Below are 17287 nucleotides of genomic sequence, written 5' to 3' on the forward strand. Positions count from 1 at the left end.
AAAAGTATATGATAAATTTTAATATAAAAAACTTTGAGAGGATTTTTGTATGAACTTTGAATTTTTAGGAGATAACTTTAAAGAAGTAGAAGCAAAACAAATGAATTCGTTAACATTGGCTTTTATCGGCGATGGTGTTTTTGAAATAATAGTAAGAAGCCATATTATAAAAATAAATAAGAATATGAAAGTAAAAGATGCCCATAAGAAAGTTATAGATTATGTAAAAGCTACGTCTCAGTGTAAACTTATGAAGAAGATTGAAGATAAGTTAAATGATGATGAGATGGGTGTATATAAGAGGGGAAGGAATTGTAAAAGTATTTCAGCTCCTAAAAGTGCTAATATAACAGAGTATAGAGTTGCAACAGGGTTTGAGGCGCTTATAGGGTATTTGTATCTTGTTGGTAAAAATGAAAGAATTGGTGAGTTAATGAAATATGTTTTTGAGGGGGAAATATAATGGGTATGAACGTGAAATTAATTGCTTATACACCAGATGCGGAAAAACTGATAGCATCAGCTGCTAAATTATGTTATAGCAGAGGTGGTGTTGAAGAGATTGAAAAAAATCTTACTCAGGACAAAGTGGAAAAATTTGTTGAAATGCTTCAATCATATGGCCATGAATCACCAATTGAGCATGTATCATTTACATTTGCTGTGGAAGGGGTATCAAGAAGTTTAACGCACCAATTAGTGAGGCATAGGATAGCTTCTTATTCCCAGCAAAGTCAAAGGTATGTTAAATTAGAAGGGTTTGAATATATAGTACCACCATCTATAGAAGGTGATGAAAAGCTATTAAAGAGTTATAAAGAAGCAATGAATAATATTAATGAATCATATAGTTATTTGGCTGATGGGTTAAAGCAAAAATATATGGAACAAGGGTTAGATGAAAGAAATAGTGAGAAGAAGGCTATTGAGGATGCTAGATATGTGTTTCCTAATGCATGTGAAACAAAGATTGTGTTCACTATGAATGCAAGAACATTAATGAACTTTTTCAGGCATAGATGCTGTCAAAGAGCTCAGTGGGAAATAAGATTAATGGCAGATAATATGCTTCAATTAGTAAAAGGTGTAGCTCCATCCATTTTTAAATATGCAGGACCAAGTTGTGTAAAAACTTCTTGTCCAGAAGGACGAATGAGTTGTGGTAAGATAGATGAAATGAGAAAAAGATATCTTTAAAGAAGGTGGCAAATATGAAGAACATAGAAGAATTTAACAAAAAAGAAGATTCAAACAAAAAAGCGGACTTTAAGAGAAAAAAAAATTACAAGAAAAAACAGGATTCTAGTGTAAAAGAAGATTTGGGAAATATAATTGAAGGTCGTAATGCTGTAGTTGAAGCATTAAAAAAAGATAGAACAATAGAAAATATACTTATAAATAGCTCTAGTGTAGGACATTCTTTGAATATTATATATGCTCTAGCTAAAGAAAAAAAGATTGTAATAAAAGAGGTGGACAAACAAAAGCTAAACTCTATAAGTGAAACAGGAAACCATCAAGGAGTAATAGCTATTGTCAATTCTTATGAATACTCGTCAGTAGAAGAAATATTAAATTATGCAGCTGAAAAAGGTGAAAAACCTTTTATCATTATTCTAGATGAAATTGAAGATCCTCATAATTTTGGATCAATAATAAGGACTGCTGAGATTGTTGGAGTACATGGCATAATTATACCAAAAAGAAGGAATGTTGCTGTTACACCTACTGTACATAGAACTTCAGTTGGAGCAGTAGAACATATGAAGATAGCTAAAGTAACAAATATAAATGCTACTATTGATGATCTTAAAGAAAAGGGAATATGGATTTATGGAGCGGACATAAATGGTGAGGCGTATTGCCATGAAACAAATATGGATGGATCGATTGCTTTAGTTATTGGAAGTGAGGGAAGAGGAATTTCAAGATTAACATTAAAGAAGTGTGATGTTTTGGTTAAAATTCCTATGGTGGGAAAAATTAATTCTCTCAATGCATCTGTGGCAGGTGGAATATTGATGTATGAAGTGTTGAGACAAAAACTTAACAGTGGTAAAAAGTGAAAATAATATATGTTGATGGTTATAATTTAATAAATAATTGGCCAGAACTTGTAAATGAGAAAAAAGTCAGTTATGAAGCTGCAAGACAAAAATTAATAGAGATTTTGCAAAATTATGGTGCTTTTATTGGTAGTAAAATCATAATTGTATTTGATGCTCATAAAGTTAGAGGAAGCATACAAAAAAAAGATAAATATGGTGAATTAATTGTGATTTTCACAAAAGAAGGGGAAACAGCTGATAGTTATATTGAAAAAAGTGTAAATAATTTAGGTAGGAGAGTTAATGTGACTGTTGTTACAGATGATAATTTAGAGCAGCAGGTTGTGTTCCAGAGGGGCGCTGTAAGGAAAAGTTGTTTCGAGTTTTATACTGATGTAGTTAAAGGAATGTCAGGTATTAAAAATAAGACTATAAAGGTAGCTTCAAAAGAAAGGAATTTATTATCAGAGTTTATGGATGAGAATGTATTTGAAAAACTTGAAAAAATAAGAAGAAGTGATTGATTTTCTTGACGATTGAAAAAAAAATATTGTATAATCTAAGTTAGAGAATTATGTTGAATTAAAGAGAGGGGTTAAGCTTTGGATAAGGGGTCTGCAAATAATCAAATGGCTCTTCGAGAATACTATTTTCAACAGTATAAAAATATACTTGATGAAGAATTAGTATTTAAGGCAAAAGAAGGGGACAAAAAAGTAGAAGAATATTTAATTCAAAAATATCAAAGTTTTGTTAAATCTAAGGCTAAATCTTATTTTTTGATTGGTGCTGATAAAGAAGATATTTACCAAGAAGGAATGATAGGTTTATATAAAGCTATCAGAGATTTTAAGCCAGATAAACTTTCGTCTTTTAAAGCCTTTGCGGAGTTGTGTATAACAAGACAGATAATAACAGCCATTAAAACAGCTACTAGACAAAAGCATATACCACTTAACACCTATGTTTCTCTTAATAAACCAATATATGATGAAGAATCAGATAGAACACTTTTAGATATTTTATCAGGTGTTAAAGTAACTGATCCAGAAGAGTTGGTTATAAGTGCTGAGGAAGTTAGTCATATTGAACATGAAATAGGTGAGGTATTATCTGACCTAGAAATGGAAGTCCTTATGGCGTATCTTGACGGAAAATCATATCAAGAAATTGCATGTGATTTAGATAGACATTCCAAGTCAATAGATAATGCTCTTCAGAGAGTTAAAAGAAAGCTTGAAAAATGTCTAGACAAAAGATAAAATCCTTATTGACAAATCTATGATTTATAGTAAAATTAATAATTAGTTTGAGGTATTATTTATTCGCTTTCTCTTAAACCCATAGTTGAGTTCTAAATGCCCATGTGGCTCAGACGGTAGAGCGTCACCTTGGTAAGGTGGAGGTCGCCGGTTCAAGTCCGGTCGTGGGCTCCAGTATGGTTAACTGGACTATGAGTTGGAGAAAGATGAATAGAAATATATATATACAATTTGAAGGAGGAATAAAAAATGGCTAAAGCAAAGTTTGAAAGAAGTAAGCCGCACGTAAATATAGGAACAATTGGTCACGTTGACCACGGTAAGACTACAACTACAGCAGCTATCACAATGACATTAGCAAAAGCTGGTGGAGCAGAAGTAATGAACTATGATCAAATAGATAAAGCTCCAGAAGAAAAAGAAAGAGGAATCACAATCAACACTGCACACGTTGAGTACGAGACTGAGAACAGACACTACGCACACGTAGACTGTCCAGGACACGCTGACTATGTTAAGAACATGATTACAGGAGCAGCTCAAATGGATGGAGCTATCTTAGTAGTATCTGCTGCAGATGGTCCAATGCCACAAACAAGAGAACATATCCTTCTTGCATCAAGAGTAGGTGTTGAACATATCGTAGTATTCTTAAACAAAGCTGACCAAGTAGATGACGAAGAGTTATTAGAGTTAGTAGAAATGGAAGTAAGAGAATTATTAAGCGAATATGGATTTGACGGAGACGAATGTCCAGTAGTTAGTGGATCATCATTAATGGCAATCGAAAAAGGTGAAGATGCATGTATCTTCGAACTTATGGCTGCAGTAGATGAGTGGATTCCAACTCCAGAGAGAGATACAGATAAGACATTCTTAATGCCTATCGAGGACGTATTCACAATCACTGGAAGAGGTACAGTTGTTACTGGAAGAGTTGAAAGAGGAGTTCTTAATACAGGAGACGAATTAGAAATCGTTGGTATTAAAGAAGAGAAAATGAAGTCTGTATGTACAGGAGTAGAGATGTTCAGAAAGATTCTTGACTCTGCAATGGCTGGAGACAACATAGGAGCATTATTAAGAGGTGTTCAAAGAGCAGAAGTACAAAGAGGGCAAGTATTATGTAAGCCTGGTACAGTAAGCCCACACATGAAGTTTGTAGGTCAAGTATATATACTTAAAAAAGAAGAGGGTGGAAGACATACTCCATTCTTCAATGGATATAGACCACAGTTCTACTTCAGAACTACAGATGTAACTGGTACAGCTAACCTTCCAGAAGGAATGGAAATGGTAATGCCAGGAGACCACATTGACATGAACGTTGAGTTAATCACTCCAATCGCTATGGAAGAGGGATTAAGATTCGCAATCAGAGAAGGTGGAAGAACAGTAGGTTCTGGTGTTGTTACTAGCATCGTAGAGTAATATCTAAGTTTATAATTGATTAAGATAAATTTGGACTGGGGTAATACCTAGTCCTTTTGAAAGTATTAAAAAGCAAAATATACTAAAGTGTATAAAAATGTCTAGTTGACATGGTGTATAACTTTGTGATAAATTAGGTTAGTAAATAAAAAAGAGATACGAGTATACCAATAATTGGGTTTAAACTAGGAGGTGTGTTTAAAGTGAGAATTAAAGCTACTTTAGCATGTACGGAATGTAAGCAAAGAAACTATGATACTATGAAGAATAAGAAGAACAACCCTGAGAGAATTGAAATGAAGAAATATTGTAAATTCTGCAAGCAACATACACTACACAGAGAAACTAAGTAGGTATAATTATATATGGGGATGTGAATAGAATGGCTGTAAATGGGAAAGTGAAAAAAAACGAAAACAAGACAGCTAACAAAGGAAGTTTGGCTTTTTTTAAGAACACTAAAGCGGAATTCAAGAGAATTACATGGGCTCCAAAGAAAGATGTTAAAAAAGCACTAGGGGCAGTTGCTTTATGCTGTACTTTTTATGTTTTATTAATTTCTCTTTGTGACAGTGTATTCATGAAGATGTTTGGTGTGATTTTTGGTCAATAACGTAAAAGGAGGTAGGGCGGTAGTCCTTGGAAATTATGAATGAAAACAATGCAAAGTGGTATGTAGCGCATACGTACTCGGGATATGAAAACAAAGTTAAAGCTAATATCGAAAAGACAATAGAGAATAGAAATCTTCATGAGTTGTTTTTTGACATCGTTGTTCCTATGGAGGAACAAGTTGAAATTAAAGATGGTAAGAAAAAAGTAACTCAAAAAAAGGTTTTCCCTGGGTATGTCATGGTAAAAATGATCATGACTGATGAGTCGTGGTATGTAGTTAGAAATACTCGCGGAGTTACAGGATTTGTAGGTCCAGGATCTAAGCCGGTTCCTCTTACTGACGAAGAAGTTAAGATTATGGGAATTAAAGAAAAAATTGTTGAGGTTGATTTTGAGGTTGGTGACAGTGTAAGAATAGTAACGGGTCCGTTAGAAAACTTTGTTGCATTAGTACAAGAAATTAACCTTGAAAAACAAAAAATAAAAGGATTAGTCGACATGTTTGGCAGGGAAACACCTGTTGAACTTGATTTCAATCAAATAAAACATTTAGATTAATGTACTTATGCAAGGGAAATCCTTTGCTAAGTGGGAGGATTAAAAATCCGCATTTACCACAAATCAGGAGGTGTAACACATGGCTAAAAAAATTACAGGCTATATTAAACTTCAATTACCAGCAGGGAAAGCTACACCAGCACCACCAGTAGGGCCAGCATTAGGTCAACACGGTGTTAATATTATGGCTTTCACTAAGGAGTTTAACGCAAAAACTGCAGATCAAGCAGGAATGATTATTCCAGTTGTTATAACAGTTTATCAGGACAGATCATTCACGTTTATCACTAAGACTCCACCAGCTCCAATTCTAATCAAGAAAGCTATTGGTTTAGAAAGTGGATCAGGAGAGCCAAACAAAAATAAAGTTGGTAAGATAACTAAAGCGCAAATTAAAGAAATAGCTGAGATTAAAATGCCAGACTTGAATGCTGCTTCAATAGAGACTGCTATGAGCATGATCGAAGGTACAGCAAGAAGTATGGGTGTTGAAGTAGTAGAATAGGTATAATGCCCAATAAAGTGGGAGGTTGTAACCGTTAATACCACGAAGGAGGATAGAATAATGGCTAAAAAAGGTAAGAATTACGTAGAGAGTGCTAAAATAGTTGATAGAAACACACTATACACACCAGCAGAAGCTATTGAATTAGTTCAAAAAACAGCGAAGGCTAAGTTTGATGAAACTATTGAGCTTCATGTTAAACTTGGGGTAGATCCAAGACACGCAGATCAACAAGTAAGAGGTGCTGTTGTACTTCCACACGGAACAGGTAAAACTGTTAGAGTTTTAGTTTTTGCTAAAGGTGAAAAAGCTAAAGAAGCTGAAGCAGCAGGAGCAGATTTTGTTGGATCAGATGAATTAGTAGCTAAAATTCAGCAAGGTTGGTTTGGATTTGATGTTGCTGTTGCAACACCAGATATGATGGGTGTTGTTGGTAGAATAGGTAGAGTATTAGGACCTAAAGGTTTAATGCCGAACCCTAAATCAGGAACAGTAACTTTTGATGTTGAAAAAGCTATTAATGATATAAAAGCTGGTAAGGTTGAATATAGAGTTGATAAGACTTCTATCGTTCACGTACCAATTGGAAAGAAATCTTTTGATGGTGAGAAGCTTTCAGAAAACTTCCAAACGTTAATGGGAGCATTAGTTAAAGCTAAACCAGCAGCAGCAAAAGGTCAATACGTTAAGTCTGTTAGCGTTGCTAGCACAATGGGACCTGGAATTAAAATTAACCCAACAAAGATATTAGATTAATTTCGAAATTATTGTTGACAAATAAGATTAACTGTAGTATTATAGTTAATGTTGTTAAGGAAAATTAAAAAATATTCCCTAGACAGTAGGTGTTGAAAAACGTAAGCTATGTCGCCTGCCGAGGATTCCATTGATACTTAATTAATTAAGATATTTGGTCTCTTCATGTCTATGGAGAGACTTTTTTAAATATAAAATAAATTGCAGGGAGGTGTATACAGTGGCAGGTAAAAATAGAATGATTAAAGAAGCTAAGGTTGAAGAAATCAGAGCTACGCTTGAAAAAGCTCAAACAGTAATCTTAACTAATTACCAAGGTCTTACTGTTGAAGAAGACACTCAATTAAGAAAGCAATTCAGAGAAGCTGGAGTTGAATATAAAGTATTCAAAAACACTTTAGTAAAATTAGCTCTTAAAGAGTTAGGAATTGAAGGTCTTGATGAGCATTTAGAAGGACCTGTTTCTATAGCATTAGGATATGAAGATCCTACTGCACCAGGTAGAGTAATCAGTGCTTTCGTGAAAGAACATAAAGCACTAGAATTAAAAGCAGGTTTAGTTCAAGGTGAAGTTTATGATTTAGAAAAAATCACAGAGTTCGCATCAATACCACCAAAAGAGGTATTACTTGGAAAGTTACTTGGAAGTTTACAATCACCAATATCAAAGTTTGCATATTTAGTTAAAGCTATCGCTGAGAAAAACGAAGCTTAATCAGTTAAATATTAATAAAAAAATTGTACGGTAAAAATATATGGAGGTGCACTAAAAATGACAAGAGAACAAATTATTGAAGCTATAAAAGAAATGTCAGTTATGGAATTAAACGAGTTAGTTAAAGCATGTGAAGAGGAGTTTGGAGTAAGCGCTGCTGCGCCAGCTGCTGCTGCTGGAGCTGCTGCAGGTGGAGCTGCTGAAAAAACTGAGTTTGACGTAGTTCTTGCTTCTGCTGGATCAAGCAAAATCAAAGTAATCAAAGCAGTAAGAGAAGTTACTGGTTTAGGATTAAAAGAAGCTAAAGAAATCGTAGATGGAGCTCCTAAGACAATCAAAGAAGCTTTAGCTAAAGATGCTGCTGAAGAAATGAAAGCTAAGTTAGAAGAAGTTGGAGCAGTTATTGAATTAAAATAATAATAGCCGACTAGAAGGGCACTTAATTTAAGTGCCCTTTTTTTTACTTAATACATGTTGACAATGAAAAAGAAATATGATAATATAGATAATTGCATTGATTTGTTGAAATTTAATGTTATTATATTATAAAATATTAGTTTTTTGTGTAATAAAGGGTATTTTGGATAAAAACTAGGGTATAATAATAAGATGTTAATGCAATTAGTGCTGCTATTTTACTTAAGCAAGGAGTGAAAGTTATGGTACATCCTATCCAAGTTGGTAAAAGGACCAGAATGAGCTTCTCAAAAGTTCAAGAGGTTACAACTATGCCAAACCTTATAGAGGTACAGTTGAACTCATACAACTGGTTTCTAGATGCTGGTCTTAAAGAGGTTTTTGACGACATAAATACTATACAGAACTATACAGGTAATTTAGTGTTAGAATTTGTTGATTACAATTTAGATTATGACAACACGAAGTATGACGTTGAAGAGTGCAAAGATAGAGACTCTACTTTTGCAGCGCCTCTAAAAGTAAAAGTTAGATTAACTAACAATGAAACTGGCGAAATTAAGGAACAAGAGGTATTTATGGGAGATTTCCCAATAATGACAGAACAAGGTACATTCGTAATTAATGGAGCTGAAAGAGTAATCGTAAGTCAACTTGTTAGATCACCGGGAGTATATTATAGTTATAATGTTGATAAGACAGGTAAAAAACTATATTCTTCAACGATAATTCCTAATAGGGGAGCTTGGTTGGAGTACGAAACGGACTCTAATGACATTATTTATGTAAGAATCGACAAGACAAGAAAACTTCCTATAACTGTATTAGCAAGAGCTATGGGGTACGGAAGTGACTTACAGTTAACTCAATTTTTCGGAGAAGAAGAGAGATTAACTGCGTCTATAGAAAAAGACAATACAAAGACAGAAGAAGAAGGTCTTTTAGAAATATATAAGAGGTTAAGACCAGGCGAGCCTCCTACTGTTGAAAGTGCTAAAAGTCTTATAAATTCACTATTCTTTGATGCTAAAAGATATGATTTATCAAAAGTAGGGAGATATAAGTTTAATAAGAAACTTAGCATAAGTAACAGACTAATAAACCAAATAGCAGCTGAAAACATTGTGAATCCAGAAACGGGAGAAATAATTGTTGAAGAAGGTGCAAAGATTTCAAGAGAAAGAGCTCAAGAAATCGGAAATTCTGGTATGAATTCAGTTGATGTTCTTGTAGAAGATAAAATCATAAGAATTATTGGAAATCACTTTGTTGATATAAATCACTTTGTTGATTTTGACGCTACAGAATTGGGTATTAGAGAATTGGTACATTATCCAACATTAAAAGATATTATGGATAATTGCGAAAATGAAGAAGTATTAAAAGTTGAGATCAAGAAGAATAAAAATAAGTTAGTTCCTAAGCACATTGTAAAAGATGATATGTTAGCTACTATTAGTTATCAAATTGGTTTAGTATATGGTATCGGTTATTCTGATGACATTGACCACTTAGGAAATAGAAGATTAAGATCAGTGGGAGAATTGTTGCAAAATCAATTTAGAATTGGTCTTTCAAGAATGGAAAGAGTTATTAAAGAAAGAATGACTATTCAAGAGCAGGAAGGTATTACACCACAAGGTCTAATAAATATAAGACCAGTTACTGCAGCTATAAAGGAATTCTTTGGAAGTTCTCAATTATCTCAGTTCATGGATCAAACTAATCCTCTTTCGGAATTAACTCATAAGAGAAGATTATCTGCACTGGGGCCAGGAGGTCTTTCGAGAGAAAGAGCTGGATTTGAGGTAAGAGACGTTCACCACTCTCACTATGGTAGAATGTGTCCTATTGAAACACCAGAGGGACCGAACATTGGATTAATTAACTCTTTGGCGGCGTATGCAAAGGTTAATGAATATGGATTTATGGAAACGCCATATAGAGTAATAAAAGATGGTGTGGCTACTGATGAAATAAGATATTTTACAGCGAATGAAGAAGATGGGCACTTGATTGCACAGGCTCACGAACCTATTGATGAAAATGGTAAATTTATCGATGATAAAGTTACTGTAAGAGATAAAGAGGAAGCTATTATTGTTCCAGCAACACAAGTAGATCTAATGGATATATCTCCAAGACAGATCGTATCAGTTGCAACATCTATGATTCCTTTCTTAGAAAATGATGACGCATCCCGTGCGCTGATGGGATCAAACATGCAACGTCAGGCGGTTCCGTTATTAAAAGCGGCATCTCCATATGTTGGAACTGGTATAGAGCACAGAGCTGCTGCAGATTCAGGGGTGTTACCTAAATCTAAGTATGACGGTGTTGTCGAGTATGTTAGTGCTAATGAAATTAAAATTAGAAGAGATGAATTAGGTATAGTAGATACTTATAATCTATTGAAATTTAAGCGTTCAAACCAAGGAACATGCATTAATCAGAGGCCTTTAGTTGAAAAAGGAGAGAAAGTTAAAGCAGGAGATGTTTTAGCTGATGGTCCATCTACTGATCTTGGAGAAATCGCACTTGGTAAGAATATCAGAATTGGATTCGTAACTTGGGAAGGTTATAACTATGAGGATGCTATGCTAGTATCTGAGGAATTAGTTAGAGAGGATGTGTTCACATCTCTTCATATTGAAGAATATGAATGTGAGGCAAGAGATACTAAGTTAGGACCTGAAGAAATAACAAGAGATATACCGAATGTTGGAGAAGATGCCCTTAAGGATCTTGATGAAAGCGGAATAATCAGAATAGGTGCTGAAGTTAGATCTGGCGATATACTAGTGGGTAAAGTTACGCCTAAGGGTGAGACTGAACTGACTGCTGAAGAAAGATTGTTAAGAGCTATCTTTGGTGAAAAAGCTAGAGAAGTTAGAGATACTTCATTAAGAGCTCCGCATGGAGAAAATGGTATAATTGTTGATGTTAAGGTGTTTACTAGAGAAAATGGAGATGAGTTATCACCAGGAGTAAACAAATTAGTAAGAGCATATATAGCACATAAGAGAAAGATATCAGTAGGAGATAAAATGGCTGGAAGACATGGTAATAAGGGTGTTATATCTAGAATCCTACCAGTTGAAGATATGCCGTTCTTACCGGATGGTAGACCAGTACAGCTATGTTTAAATCCTCTAGGGGTTCCTTCTCGTATGAATATCGGTCAGGTATTAGAAGTGCATTTAGGTTGGGCTGCTAGCAAGTTAGGGTGGCATATAGCTACTCCAGTATTTGACGGTGCAGTTGAGTCTGATATAAAAGCGTGTCTAGAGAAAGCAGGATATGATGGAGATGGTAAAACAGTTCTTTATGATGGTAGAACTGGAGAGCCGTTTGAAAATAGAGTAACAGTTGGTATCATGTATATCTTGAAGTTACACCACTTGGTTGACGATAAGATGCACGCAAGATCTACAGGACCATATTCTTTAGTAACTCAACAACCATTGGGTGGTAAAGCTCAATTTGGTGGTCAGAGATTTGGTGAGATGGAGGTATGGGCTTTAGAAGCATATGGAGCAGCTTACACTCTACAAGAAATTTTAACTGTTAAATCCGACGATGTTGTTGGAAGGGTTAAAACTTATGAGGCAATAGTTAAAGGTGAAAATATTCCAGAACCAGGAGTTCCAGAGTCTTTCAAAGTTCTTATTAAAGAATTCCAGGCATTATGTATTGATGTTAAAGTGCTTGGTGGGGACAATGCTGAAATAATACTAAAAGAATCTATTGAAGAAGATGGCGAAGAGCTTGGAGTATATATAGAAGGTAATGAAGATTCTGTGCCTGTAGAAACAGATAAAAGCGAAATTGAGGCTAATAGCGTGATAGAAGAAATAGAACCAGATGCAGAAGAATTCACTGAATTAGAATTAGATGACGTATCTTTAAGTAGTATTGAATTAGATTTAAACGATGTTACTGATGAACACTAATAGTGAAGGGAGGATAAACCCTTGTTTGAACTTAATAACTTTGATGCAATACAAGTAGGGTTAGCTTCACCAGAGCAGATAAGAGACTGGTCTAGAGGTGAAGTGAAAAAGCCGGAAACAATAAATTACAGAACATTAAAACCAGAGAAAGATGGATTGTTTTGTGAGAAGATTTTTGGACCACAGAAAGATTGGGAATGTCACTGTGGTAAATATAAAAGAGTTAGATATAAGGGAATTGTTTGTGATAGATGTGGTGTTGAGGTTACCAAATCTAAAGTGAGACGTGAGAGAATGGGGCATATTGAACTTGCTGCTCCTGTATCTCATATTTGGTACTTTAAAGGTATACCGTCAAGAATGGGATTGATTCTTGATATGTCACCAAGATCGTTAGAGAAGGTTTTATATTTTGCTTCTTATATTGTAATCGACCCAAAAGAAACTCCTCTAATAAAGAAACAATTGTTAAATGAAAAAGAGTATAGAGAAGCTATTGATAAGTATGGTTATGGAAGCTTTGAAGCAGGAATGGGAGCTGAATCAGTAAAAAGACTTTTAGAAGAAATTGATTTAGAATCATTAAGTGCAGAATTAAAAGAAGGCTTAAAGACTAGTACTGGTCAGAAAAAGATTAGAACAGTTAGAAGATTAGATGTTGTTGAATCATTCAGAAAATCAGTAAATAGACCAGATTGGATGATTATTGATGTTATCCCAGTTATACCACCAGATTTAAGACCTATGGTGCAACTGGATGGAGGAAGATTTGCTACATCTGACTTGAATGACTTATACAGAAGAGTTATTAATAGAAATAACAGACTTAAAAAACTATTATCATTAGGGGCACCGGATATAATAGTTAGAAATGAAAAGAGAATGCTTCAAGAAGCTGTTGACGCACTTATCGATAATGGTAGAAGGGGTAGACCGGTTACAGGACCAGGAAACAGACCTTTAAAATCATTATCTGAAATGCTTAAAGGTAAGCAAGGTAGATTTAGACAAAATCTTCTAGGAAAACGTGTTGACTATTCTGGACGTTCTGTTATAGTTGTTGGTCCTGAATTGAAAATGTACCAATGTGGACTTCCAAAAGGAATGGCTTTAGAATTATTTAAACCATTCGTAATGAAGGAATTAGTAGATAAGAATATAGCACATAATATTAAAAGTGCAAAAAGAATGGTAGAAAGAATGCAACCACAAGTTTGGGGTGCGTTAGAAGTAGTTATACGTGATCATCCTGTATTACTTAACCGTGCGCCTACTCTACACAGACTTGGAATTCAAGCGTTCCAGCCTATATTGGTTGAAGGAAAAGCTATCAAGCTGCATCCTCTAGTATGTACTGCATATAATGCGGACTTCGATGGAGACCAAATGGCTGTTCATGTTCCGTTATCAGTAGAAGCTCAAGCAGAAGCGAGATTCTTAATGTTAGCAGCTCATAATATTTTAAAACCTTCTGATGGAAAGCCTGTTGCTGTACCAACTCAGGATATGGTTTTAGGAGTATATTACTTAACTATCGATAAAGATGGTGCAAAGGGTGAAGGAAGGTATTTTTCATCACCGGATGAAGTAATTATGGCATATCAGAAAAAAGATATTGATATACATGCTAAAATTAATGTATTAATGAGAGCTGAAGTAAATGGGAAAATGCATGAAGGTATAATAGAAACTACTACAGGTAAATTAATATTTAATGAAGCTGTACCTCAAACACTTGGTCTTGTAGATAGAAGTATACCAGGTAACGAGCTGAAGTTAGAAATAGACTTCCTAGTAAGTAAAAAAAATCTAGGAAAGATAATAGATAAGTGTTTTGTTAAATATGGACCTACTAAGACATCAATAATGTTAGATAACATTAAAGCTACTGGATATCATTATTCTACAATAGGAGCAATAACTATTGCTGCTTCTGATATGATAGTTCCAGAAGCTAAGAAAGATTTAATTGATGATGCTGAAAAGACAGTAGAAAAAATTGAAAAGATGTATAGAAGAGGATTCATATCTGCAGAAGAGAGATATGAGAGAGTAATCGAAAAATGGACTGAAACTACTGAAGATGTTGCGAATGCACTTATGGATAGTTTTGATAAGTTTAATCCTATCTACATGATGGCTGACTCTGGTGCCAGGGGTTCTAAGAGTCAGATTAAGCAATTAGCTGGTATGAGAGGACTTATGGCTAGTCCATCAGGTAAAATCATCGAGTTGCCTATTAAATCGTCATTTAAAGAGGGACTTGACGTACTTGAGTATTTCCTATCAACTCACGGTGCGAGAAAAGGTAATGCCGATACAGCTTTAAAAACTGCCGATTCAGGATACTTAACAAGAAGATTGGTTGATGTAAGCCAAGATGTTATTATTAGAGAAGTGGATTGTGGAGCTGTAGAAGGTTATGAGGTTGCCCAAATAGCAGAAGGATCAGAAGTTATTGAAACGCTTCATGAGAGATTAACTGGTAGATACACTGCAACTAAGATTATACATCCAGAAACAGGTGAAGTTTTAGTAGAAAACGATGTATATATGGATGGAGAGTTAGCACAAAAAGTTGTAGATGCTGGAATAGAAAAAGTTGAAATAAGATCTGTATTTACATGTAAAAGTAGACACGGAGTATGTTCAAAGTGCTACGGTATGAACATGGCTACAGGTACCCAAATTGATATTGGTGAAGCTGTTGGTATTATTGCTGCTCAATCAATCGGTGAGCCAGGAACGCAGCTTACAATGAGAACGTTCCATACAGGAGGAATCGCTGGTGGAGATATCACTCAGGGTCTTCCAAGGGTAGAGGAATTATTTGAAGCAAGAAAGCCTAAAGGGTTAGCTATAGTTTCAGAAGTTAGCGGAAGTGTAAGAAATGAAGAGACGAAAAAGAAGAGAATCGTTATTGTAGTAACAGAGGAAGGCGAAGAGTTCAAATATGATATTCCATTTGGAGCTAGAATTGTAGTTGCTGATGGGGATAAAATTGAAGCTGGAGATAATATTACACAAGGTTCAGTTAACCCACATGATATTTTAAGAATTAAAGGTGTTGAAGGGGTTAAGGCGTATCTTCTTTCAGAAGTTCAAAAGGTTTATAGACTACAAGGGGTTGATATCAATGATAAGCACCTTGAAGTTGTTGTAAGACAAATGACAAGAAAAGTGTTGATAGAAGAAGCTGGTGATAGTGAATTCTTACCAGGCCAAAAAGTTGACATTTTAGATGTTAATAATCAAAATGAGAAAATCGCAAATGATGGTGGAGAGTTAGTTGTTTACTCTAACGCTTTATTGGGTATTACAAAAGCATCTTTAGCTACTGACTCTTTCTTATCTGCAGCATCATTCCAAGAAACAACAAGAGTTCTTACTGATGCAGCAATTAAAGGTAAGATTGATCCATTAATAGGTTTAAAAGAGAATGTTATCATTGGTAAACTTATACCAGCTGGTACAGGTATGATGAGATATAGAAAAATTAATATAAGCCCAGATGTCGAAGAATCAATGGATACAGCTGAAATTGAAGAAAATGGATTTGAGCTTAATTATTAATGATATTGACATAGTCGTTTTAAAATGATAAAATACGATTTGTGCTGAATTTCTTTAGGATAATTTTAATGGGGGATAGCTTAAAATGCTTGAGTTAAAGAATAATACGAAAGTTGTTGGAGTTAAACAATCATTAAAAAAGATGAATAATAAAGATTGCAGATGTTTGTGTATAGCAAAAAATGCGGAAAAAATAGTTATTCAGCCTCTTATAGATAAGGCAAAAGATTTATCCGTTGAAATAGTATATATAGATACTATGACGGAATTAGGTGAAATTTGTGATATAGATGTTGGAGCTGCAGCGGCATTGTTCTTAAAAGAACAATAAAAATAACGTAAATTATTAAAAATTTTTAAAAAAGATAGAGGAGGTGCAGGAATGCCAACTATAAATCAATTAGTAAGAAAAGGTAGAAAAACTACTCCTTTAAAATCAACGTCACCAGCCCTTGATGCGTGTCCACAAAGAAGAGGAGTATGTACAGTTGTTAAAACAACTACTCCTAAGAAACCAAACTCAGCATTAAGAAAAGTTGCAAGAGTTAGATTAACAAACGGGTTAGAAGTATCTTCTTATATTCCAGGTGAAGGACATAACCTTCAAGAGCACAGTGTTGTTCTTATCAGAGGTGGAAGAACTAAGGACTTACCAGGTGTAAGATATAAGATTATTAGAGGTGCGTTAGATACTGCTGGAGTAAGTGAAAGAAAGCAATCAAGATCTAAGTATGGAAGTAAAAGACCAAAGAAATAATATTTATTAGGTTAGATTTTAAAATACAATAATATTTGTATCTTAATTAGCAATGCTGTAGTATCCAGTTCACATAAATCTATATATTTTAGTACTAGCACGTGTTATTTGATGATCTAGAAAGTTGATAATGTGGTTGTAATAATCACTGACACTTAACGAGTTGGATGTCGAGTACCTGTGAATTAAATTAGATATTTAAGGAGGGAAGTAAAGTGCCAAGAAAAGGAAGTGCACCAAAAAGAGATATATTACCAGATCCAATGTACAACAGTAAGGTTGTTACTAAGTTAATAAATGGAATAATGCAAGACGGTAAAAAAGGATTAGCTCAAAAGATTTGTTATGGAGCTTTTGATATCATTGCTGAAAAGACAGGAAAAGATCCATTAGAGGTTTTTGAAGCAGCATTAGAAAACATAATGCCTTTACTAGAAGTTAAGGCTAGAAGAATCGGAGGATCTAACTATCAAGTACCAATCGAAGTTAGACCAGTTAGAAGACAGACTTTAGGTCTTAGATGGCTTTTAATTGCTTCAAGAAAAAGAAGTGAAAGATTCATGACTGAAAGACTTGCTAATGAGTTAATCGATGCATCAAATAACACAGGTGCGGCTGTTAAGAAGAGAGAAGATACTCATAAAATGGCAGAAGCTAATAAAGCATTCGCTCATTACAGATACTAATATTAGAAAAA

18 protein-coding genes, 1 tRNA gene and 1 other annotated feature are annotated in these 17287 nt (G+C 34.5%); all 19 genes read left to right on the forward strand.

The window, feature by feature from the left end; genetic code table 11:
* The first annotated feature begins 49 nt into the window (after nucleotides 1–49).
* The 19 genes from KDK92_RS07710 to rpsG all read left to right on the forward strand — a co-directional run bounded on the left by KDK92_RS07710 (nucleotide 50) and on the right by rpsG (nucleotide 17276).
* The gene (locus tag KDK92_RS07710) at nucleotides 50–463 is read left to right on the forward strand and encodes a Mini-ribonuclease 3 (protein ID WP_250858654.1); all 414 of its coding nucleotides are present in this window, start codon (nucleotides 50–52) and stop codon (nucleotides 461–463) included.
* Nucleotides 464–468: 5 nt separating this feature from the next.
* Nucleotides 469–1197, forward strand: coding sequence for an FAD-dependent thymidylate synthase (gene thyX, locus KDK92_RS07715; protein WP_250859900.1), 729 nt, complete (start codon nucleotides 469–471; stop codon nucleotides 1195–1197).
* 14 nt (nucleotides 1198–1211) lie between these two features.
* On the forward strand, nucleotides 1212–2066 hold the full coding sequence (gene rlmB, locus KDK92_RS07720; RefSeq protein ID WP_250858655.1) for a 23S rRNA (guanosine(2251)-2'-O)-methyltransferase RlmB: 855 nt from the start codon (nucleotides 1212–1214) through the stop codon (nucleotides 2064–2066).
* Entirely contained in the window at nucleotides 2063–2572 is a 510-nt protein-coding gene (locus KDK92_RS07725) for an NYN domain-containing protein (RefSeq protein WP_250858656.1), read from the forward strand. Before rlmB ends, KDK92_RS07725 begins: the two co-directional genes overlap by 4 nt.
* Before the next feature lie 105 nt (nucleotides 2573–2677).
* Entirely contained in the window at nucleotides 2678–3310 is a 633-nt protein-coding gene (sigH, locus tag KDK92_RS07730) for an RNA polymerase sporulation sigma factor SigH (RefSeq protein WP_250859901.1), read from the forward strand.
* A gap of 98 nt (nucleotides 3311–3408) precedes the next feature.
* Nucleotides 3409–3484, forward strand: a tRNA-Thr gene (locus tag KDK92_RS07735).
* A gap of 75 nt (nucleotides 3485–3559) precedes the next feature.
* On the forward strand, nucleotides 3560–4741 hold the full coding sequence (gene tuf, locus KDK92_RS07740; protein WP_250858657.1) for an elongation factor Tu: 1182 nt from the start codon (nucleotides 3560–3562) through the stop codon (nucleotides 4739–4741).
* A 203-nt stretch (nucleotides 4742–4944) separates the two neighbouring features.
* The gene (gene rpmG, locus KDK92_RS07745; RefSeq protein WP_250858658.1) at nucleotides 4945–5094 is read left to right on the forward strand and encodes a 50S ribosomal protein L33; all 150 of its coding nucleotides are present in this window, start codon (nucleotides 4945–4947) and stop codon (nucleotides 5092–5094) included.
* A gap of 29 nt (nucleotides 5095–5123) precedes the next feature.
* A complete protein-coding gene (gene secE, locus KDK92_RS07750; protein ID WP_250858659.1) occupies nucleotides 5124–5354 on the forward strand; it encodes a preprotein translocase subunit SecE in 231 nt (76 codons plus the stop codon).
* A 35-nt stretch (nucleotides 5355–5389) separates the two neighbouring features.
* Nucleotides 5390–5914 (forward strand): transcription termination/antitermination protein NusG, encoded by a 525-nt coding sequence (nusG, locus tag KDK92_RS07755; protein ID WP_250858660.1) that lies wholly within the window; start codon nucleotides 5390–5392, stop codon nucleotides 5912–5914.
* Between the two features lie 79 nt (nucleotides 5915–5993).
* The gene (gene rplK / locus KDK92_RS07760; protein ID WP_250858661.1) at nucleotides 5994–6419 is read left to right on the forward strand and encodes a 50S ribosomal protein L11; all 426 of its coding nucleotides are present in this window, start codon (nucleotides 5994–5996) and stop codon (nucleotides 6417–6419) included.
* Between the two features lie 60 nt (nucleotides 6420–6479).
* Nucleotides 6480–7175 carry a 50S ribosomal protein L1 gene (rplA, locus tag KDK92_RS07765; RefSeq protein ID WP_250858662.1) on the forward strand — a complete coding sequence of 232 codons (696 nt, stop codon included), beginning with the start codon at nucleotides 6480–6482 and terminating at the stop codon, nucleotides 7173–7175.
* A 58-nt stretch (nucleotides 7176–7233) separates the two neighbouring features.
* Nucleotides 7234–7372: a sequence feature (ribosomal protein L10 leader region), on the forward strand.
* A gap of 23 nt (nucleotides 7373–7395) precedes the next feature.
* Nucleotides 7396–7890, forward strand: a complete 495-nt coding sequence (rplJ, locus tag KDK92_RS07770; RefSeq protein ID WP_250858663.1) for a 50S ribosomal protein L10 — start codon at nucleotides 7396–7398, stop codon at nucleotides 7888–7890.
* 57 nt (nucleotides 7891–7947) lie between these two features.
* Nucleotides 7948–8307, forward strand: a complete 360-nt coding sequence (gene rplL, locus KDK92_RS07775; protein WP_250858664.1) for a 50S ribosomal protein L7/L12 — start codon at nucleotides 7948–7950, stop codon at nucleotides 8305–8307.
* 242 nt (nucleotides 8308–8549) lie between these two features.
* The gene (rpoB, locus tag KDK92_RS07780) at nucleotides 8550–12260 is read left to right on the forward strand and encodes a DNA-directed RNA polymerase subunit beta (RefSeq protein ID WP_250858665.1); all 3711 of its coding nucleotides are present in this window, start codon (nucleotides 8550–8552) and stop codon (nucleotides 12258–12260) included.
* Between the two features lie 21 nt (nucleotides 12261–12281).
* On the forward strand, nucleotides 12282–15833 hold the full coding sequence (gene rpoC, locus KDK92_RS07785; RefSeq protein WP_250858666.1) for a DNA-directed RNA polymerase subunit beta': 3552 nt from the start codon (nucleotides 12282–12284) through the stop codon (nucleotides 15831–15833).
* An 85-nt stretch (nucleotides 15834–15918) separates the two neighbouring features.
* Nucleotides 15919–16164, forward strand: a complete 246-nt coding sequence (locus KDK92_RS07790) for a ribosomal L7Ae/L30e/S12e/Gadd45 family protein (RefSeq protein WP_250858667.1) — start codon at nucleotides 15919–15921, stop codon at nucleotides 16162–16164.
* Between the two features lie 51 nt (nucleotides 16165–16215).
* Nucleotides 16216–16590, forward strand: a complete 375-nt coding sequence (rpsL, locus tag KDK92_RS07795) for a 30S ribosomal protein S12 (protein ID WP_250858668.1) — start codon at nucleotides 16216–16218, stop codon at nucleotides 16588–16590.
* A gap of 215 nt (nucleotides 16591–16805) precedes the next feature.
* Complete coding sequence (gene rpsG, locus KDK92_RS07800) at nucleotides 16806–17276, forward strand: 30S ribosomal protein S7 (RefSeq protein WP_250858669.1); 471 nt, start codon at nucleotides 16806–16808, stop codon at nucleotides 17274–17276.
* The last annotated feature ends 11 nt before the right edge of the window (nucleotides 17277–17287 follow it).

This window comes from Oceanirhabdus seepicola (genome assembly GCF_023684385.1).
Taxonomy (GTDB): Bacteria; Bacillota; Clostridia; order Clostridiales; family Clostridiaceae; genus Oceanirhabdus; species Oceanirhabdus seepicola.

What these genes read in the sequence shown, in the direction of transcription:
- KDK92_RS07710 (WP_250858654.1), top strand. Translation starts at nt 50, where the DNA reads ATGAACTTTGAATTTTTAGGAGATAACTTTAAAGAAGTAGAAGCAAAA.
- thyX (WP_250859900.1), top strand. Translation starts at nt 469, where the DNA reads ATGAACGTGAAATTAATTGCTTATACACCAGATGCGGAAAAACTGATA.
- rlmB (WP_250858655.1), top strand. Translation starts at nt 1,212, where the DNA reads ATGAAGAACATAGAAGAATTTAACAAAAAAGAAGATTCAAACAAAAAA.
- sigH (WP_250859901.1), top strand. Translation starts at nt 2,678, where the DNA reads ATGGCTCTTCGAGAATACTATTTTCAACAGTATAAAAATATACTTGAT.
- tuf (WP_250858657.1), top strand. Translation starts at nt 3,560, where the DNA reads ATGGCTAAAGCAAAGTTTGAAAGAAGTAAGCCGCACGTAAATATAGGA.
- secE (WP_250858659.1), top strand. Translation starts at nt 5,124, where the DNA reads ATGGCTGTAAATGGGAAAGTGAAAAAAAACGAAAACAAGACAGCTAAC.
- nusG (WP_250858660.1), top strand. Translation starts at nt 5,390, where the DNA reads ATGAATGAAAACAATGCAAAGTGGTATGTAGCGCATACGTACTCGGGA.
- rplK (WP_250858661.1), top strand. Translation starts at nt 5,994, where the DNA reads ATGGCTAAAAAAATTACAGGCTATATTAAACTTCAATTACCAGCAGGG.
- rplA (WP_250858662.1), top strand. Translation starts at nt 6,480, where the DNA reads ATGGCTAAAAAAGGTAAGAATTACGTAGAGAGTGCTAAAATAGTTGAT.
- rplL (WP_250858664.1), top strand. Translation starts at nt 7,948, where the DNA reads ATGACAAGAGAACAAATTATTGAAGCTATAAAAGAAATGTCAGTTATG.
- rpoB (WP_250858665.1), top strand. Translation starts at nt 8,550, where the DNA reads ATGGTACATCCTATCCAAGTTGGTAAAAGGACCAGAATGAGCTTCTCA.
- KDK92_RS07790 (WP_250858667.1), top strand. Translation starts at nt 15,919, where the DNA reads ATGCTTGAGTTAAAGAATAATACGAAAGTTGTTGGAGTTAAACAATCA.
- rpsL (WP_250858668.1), top strand. Translation starts at nt 16,216, where the DNA reads ATGCCAACTATAAATCAATTAGTAAGAAAAGGTAGAAAAACTACTCCT.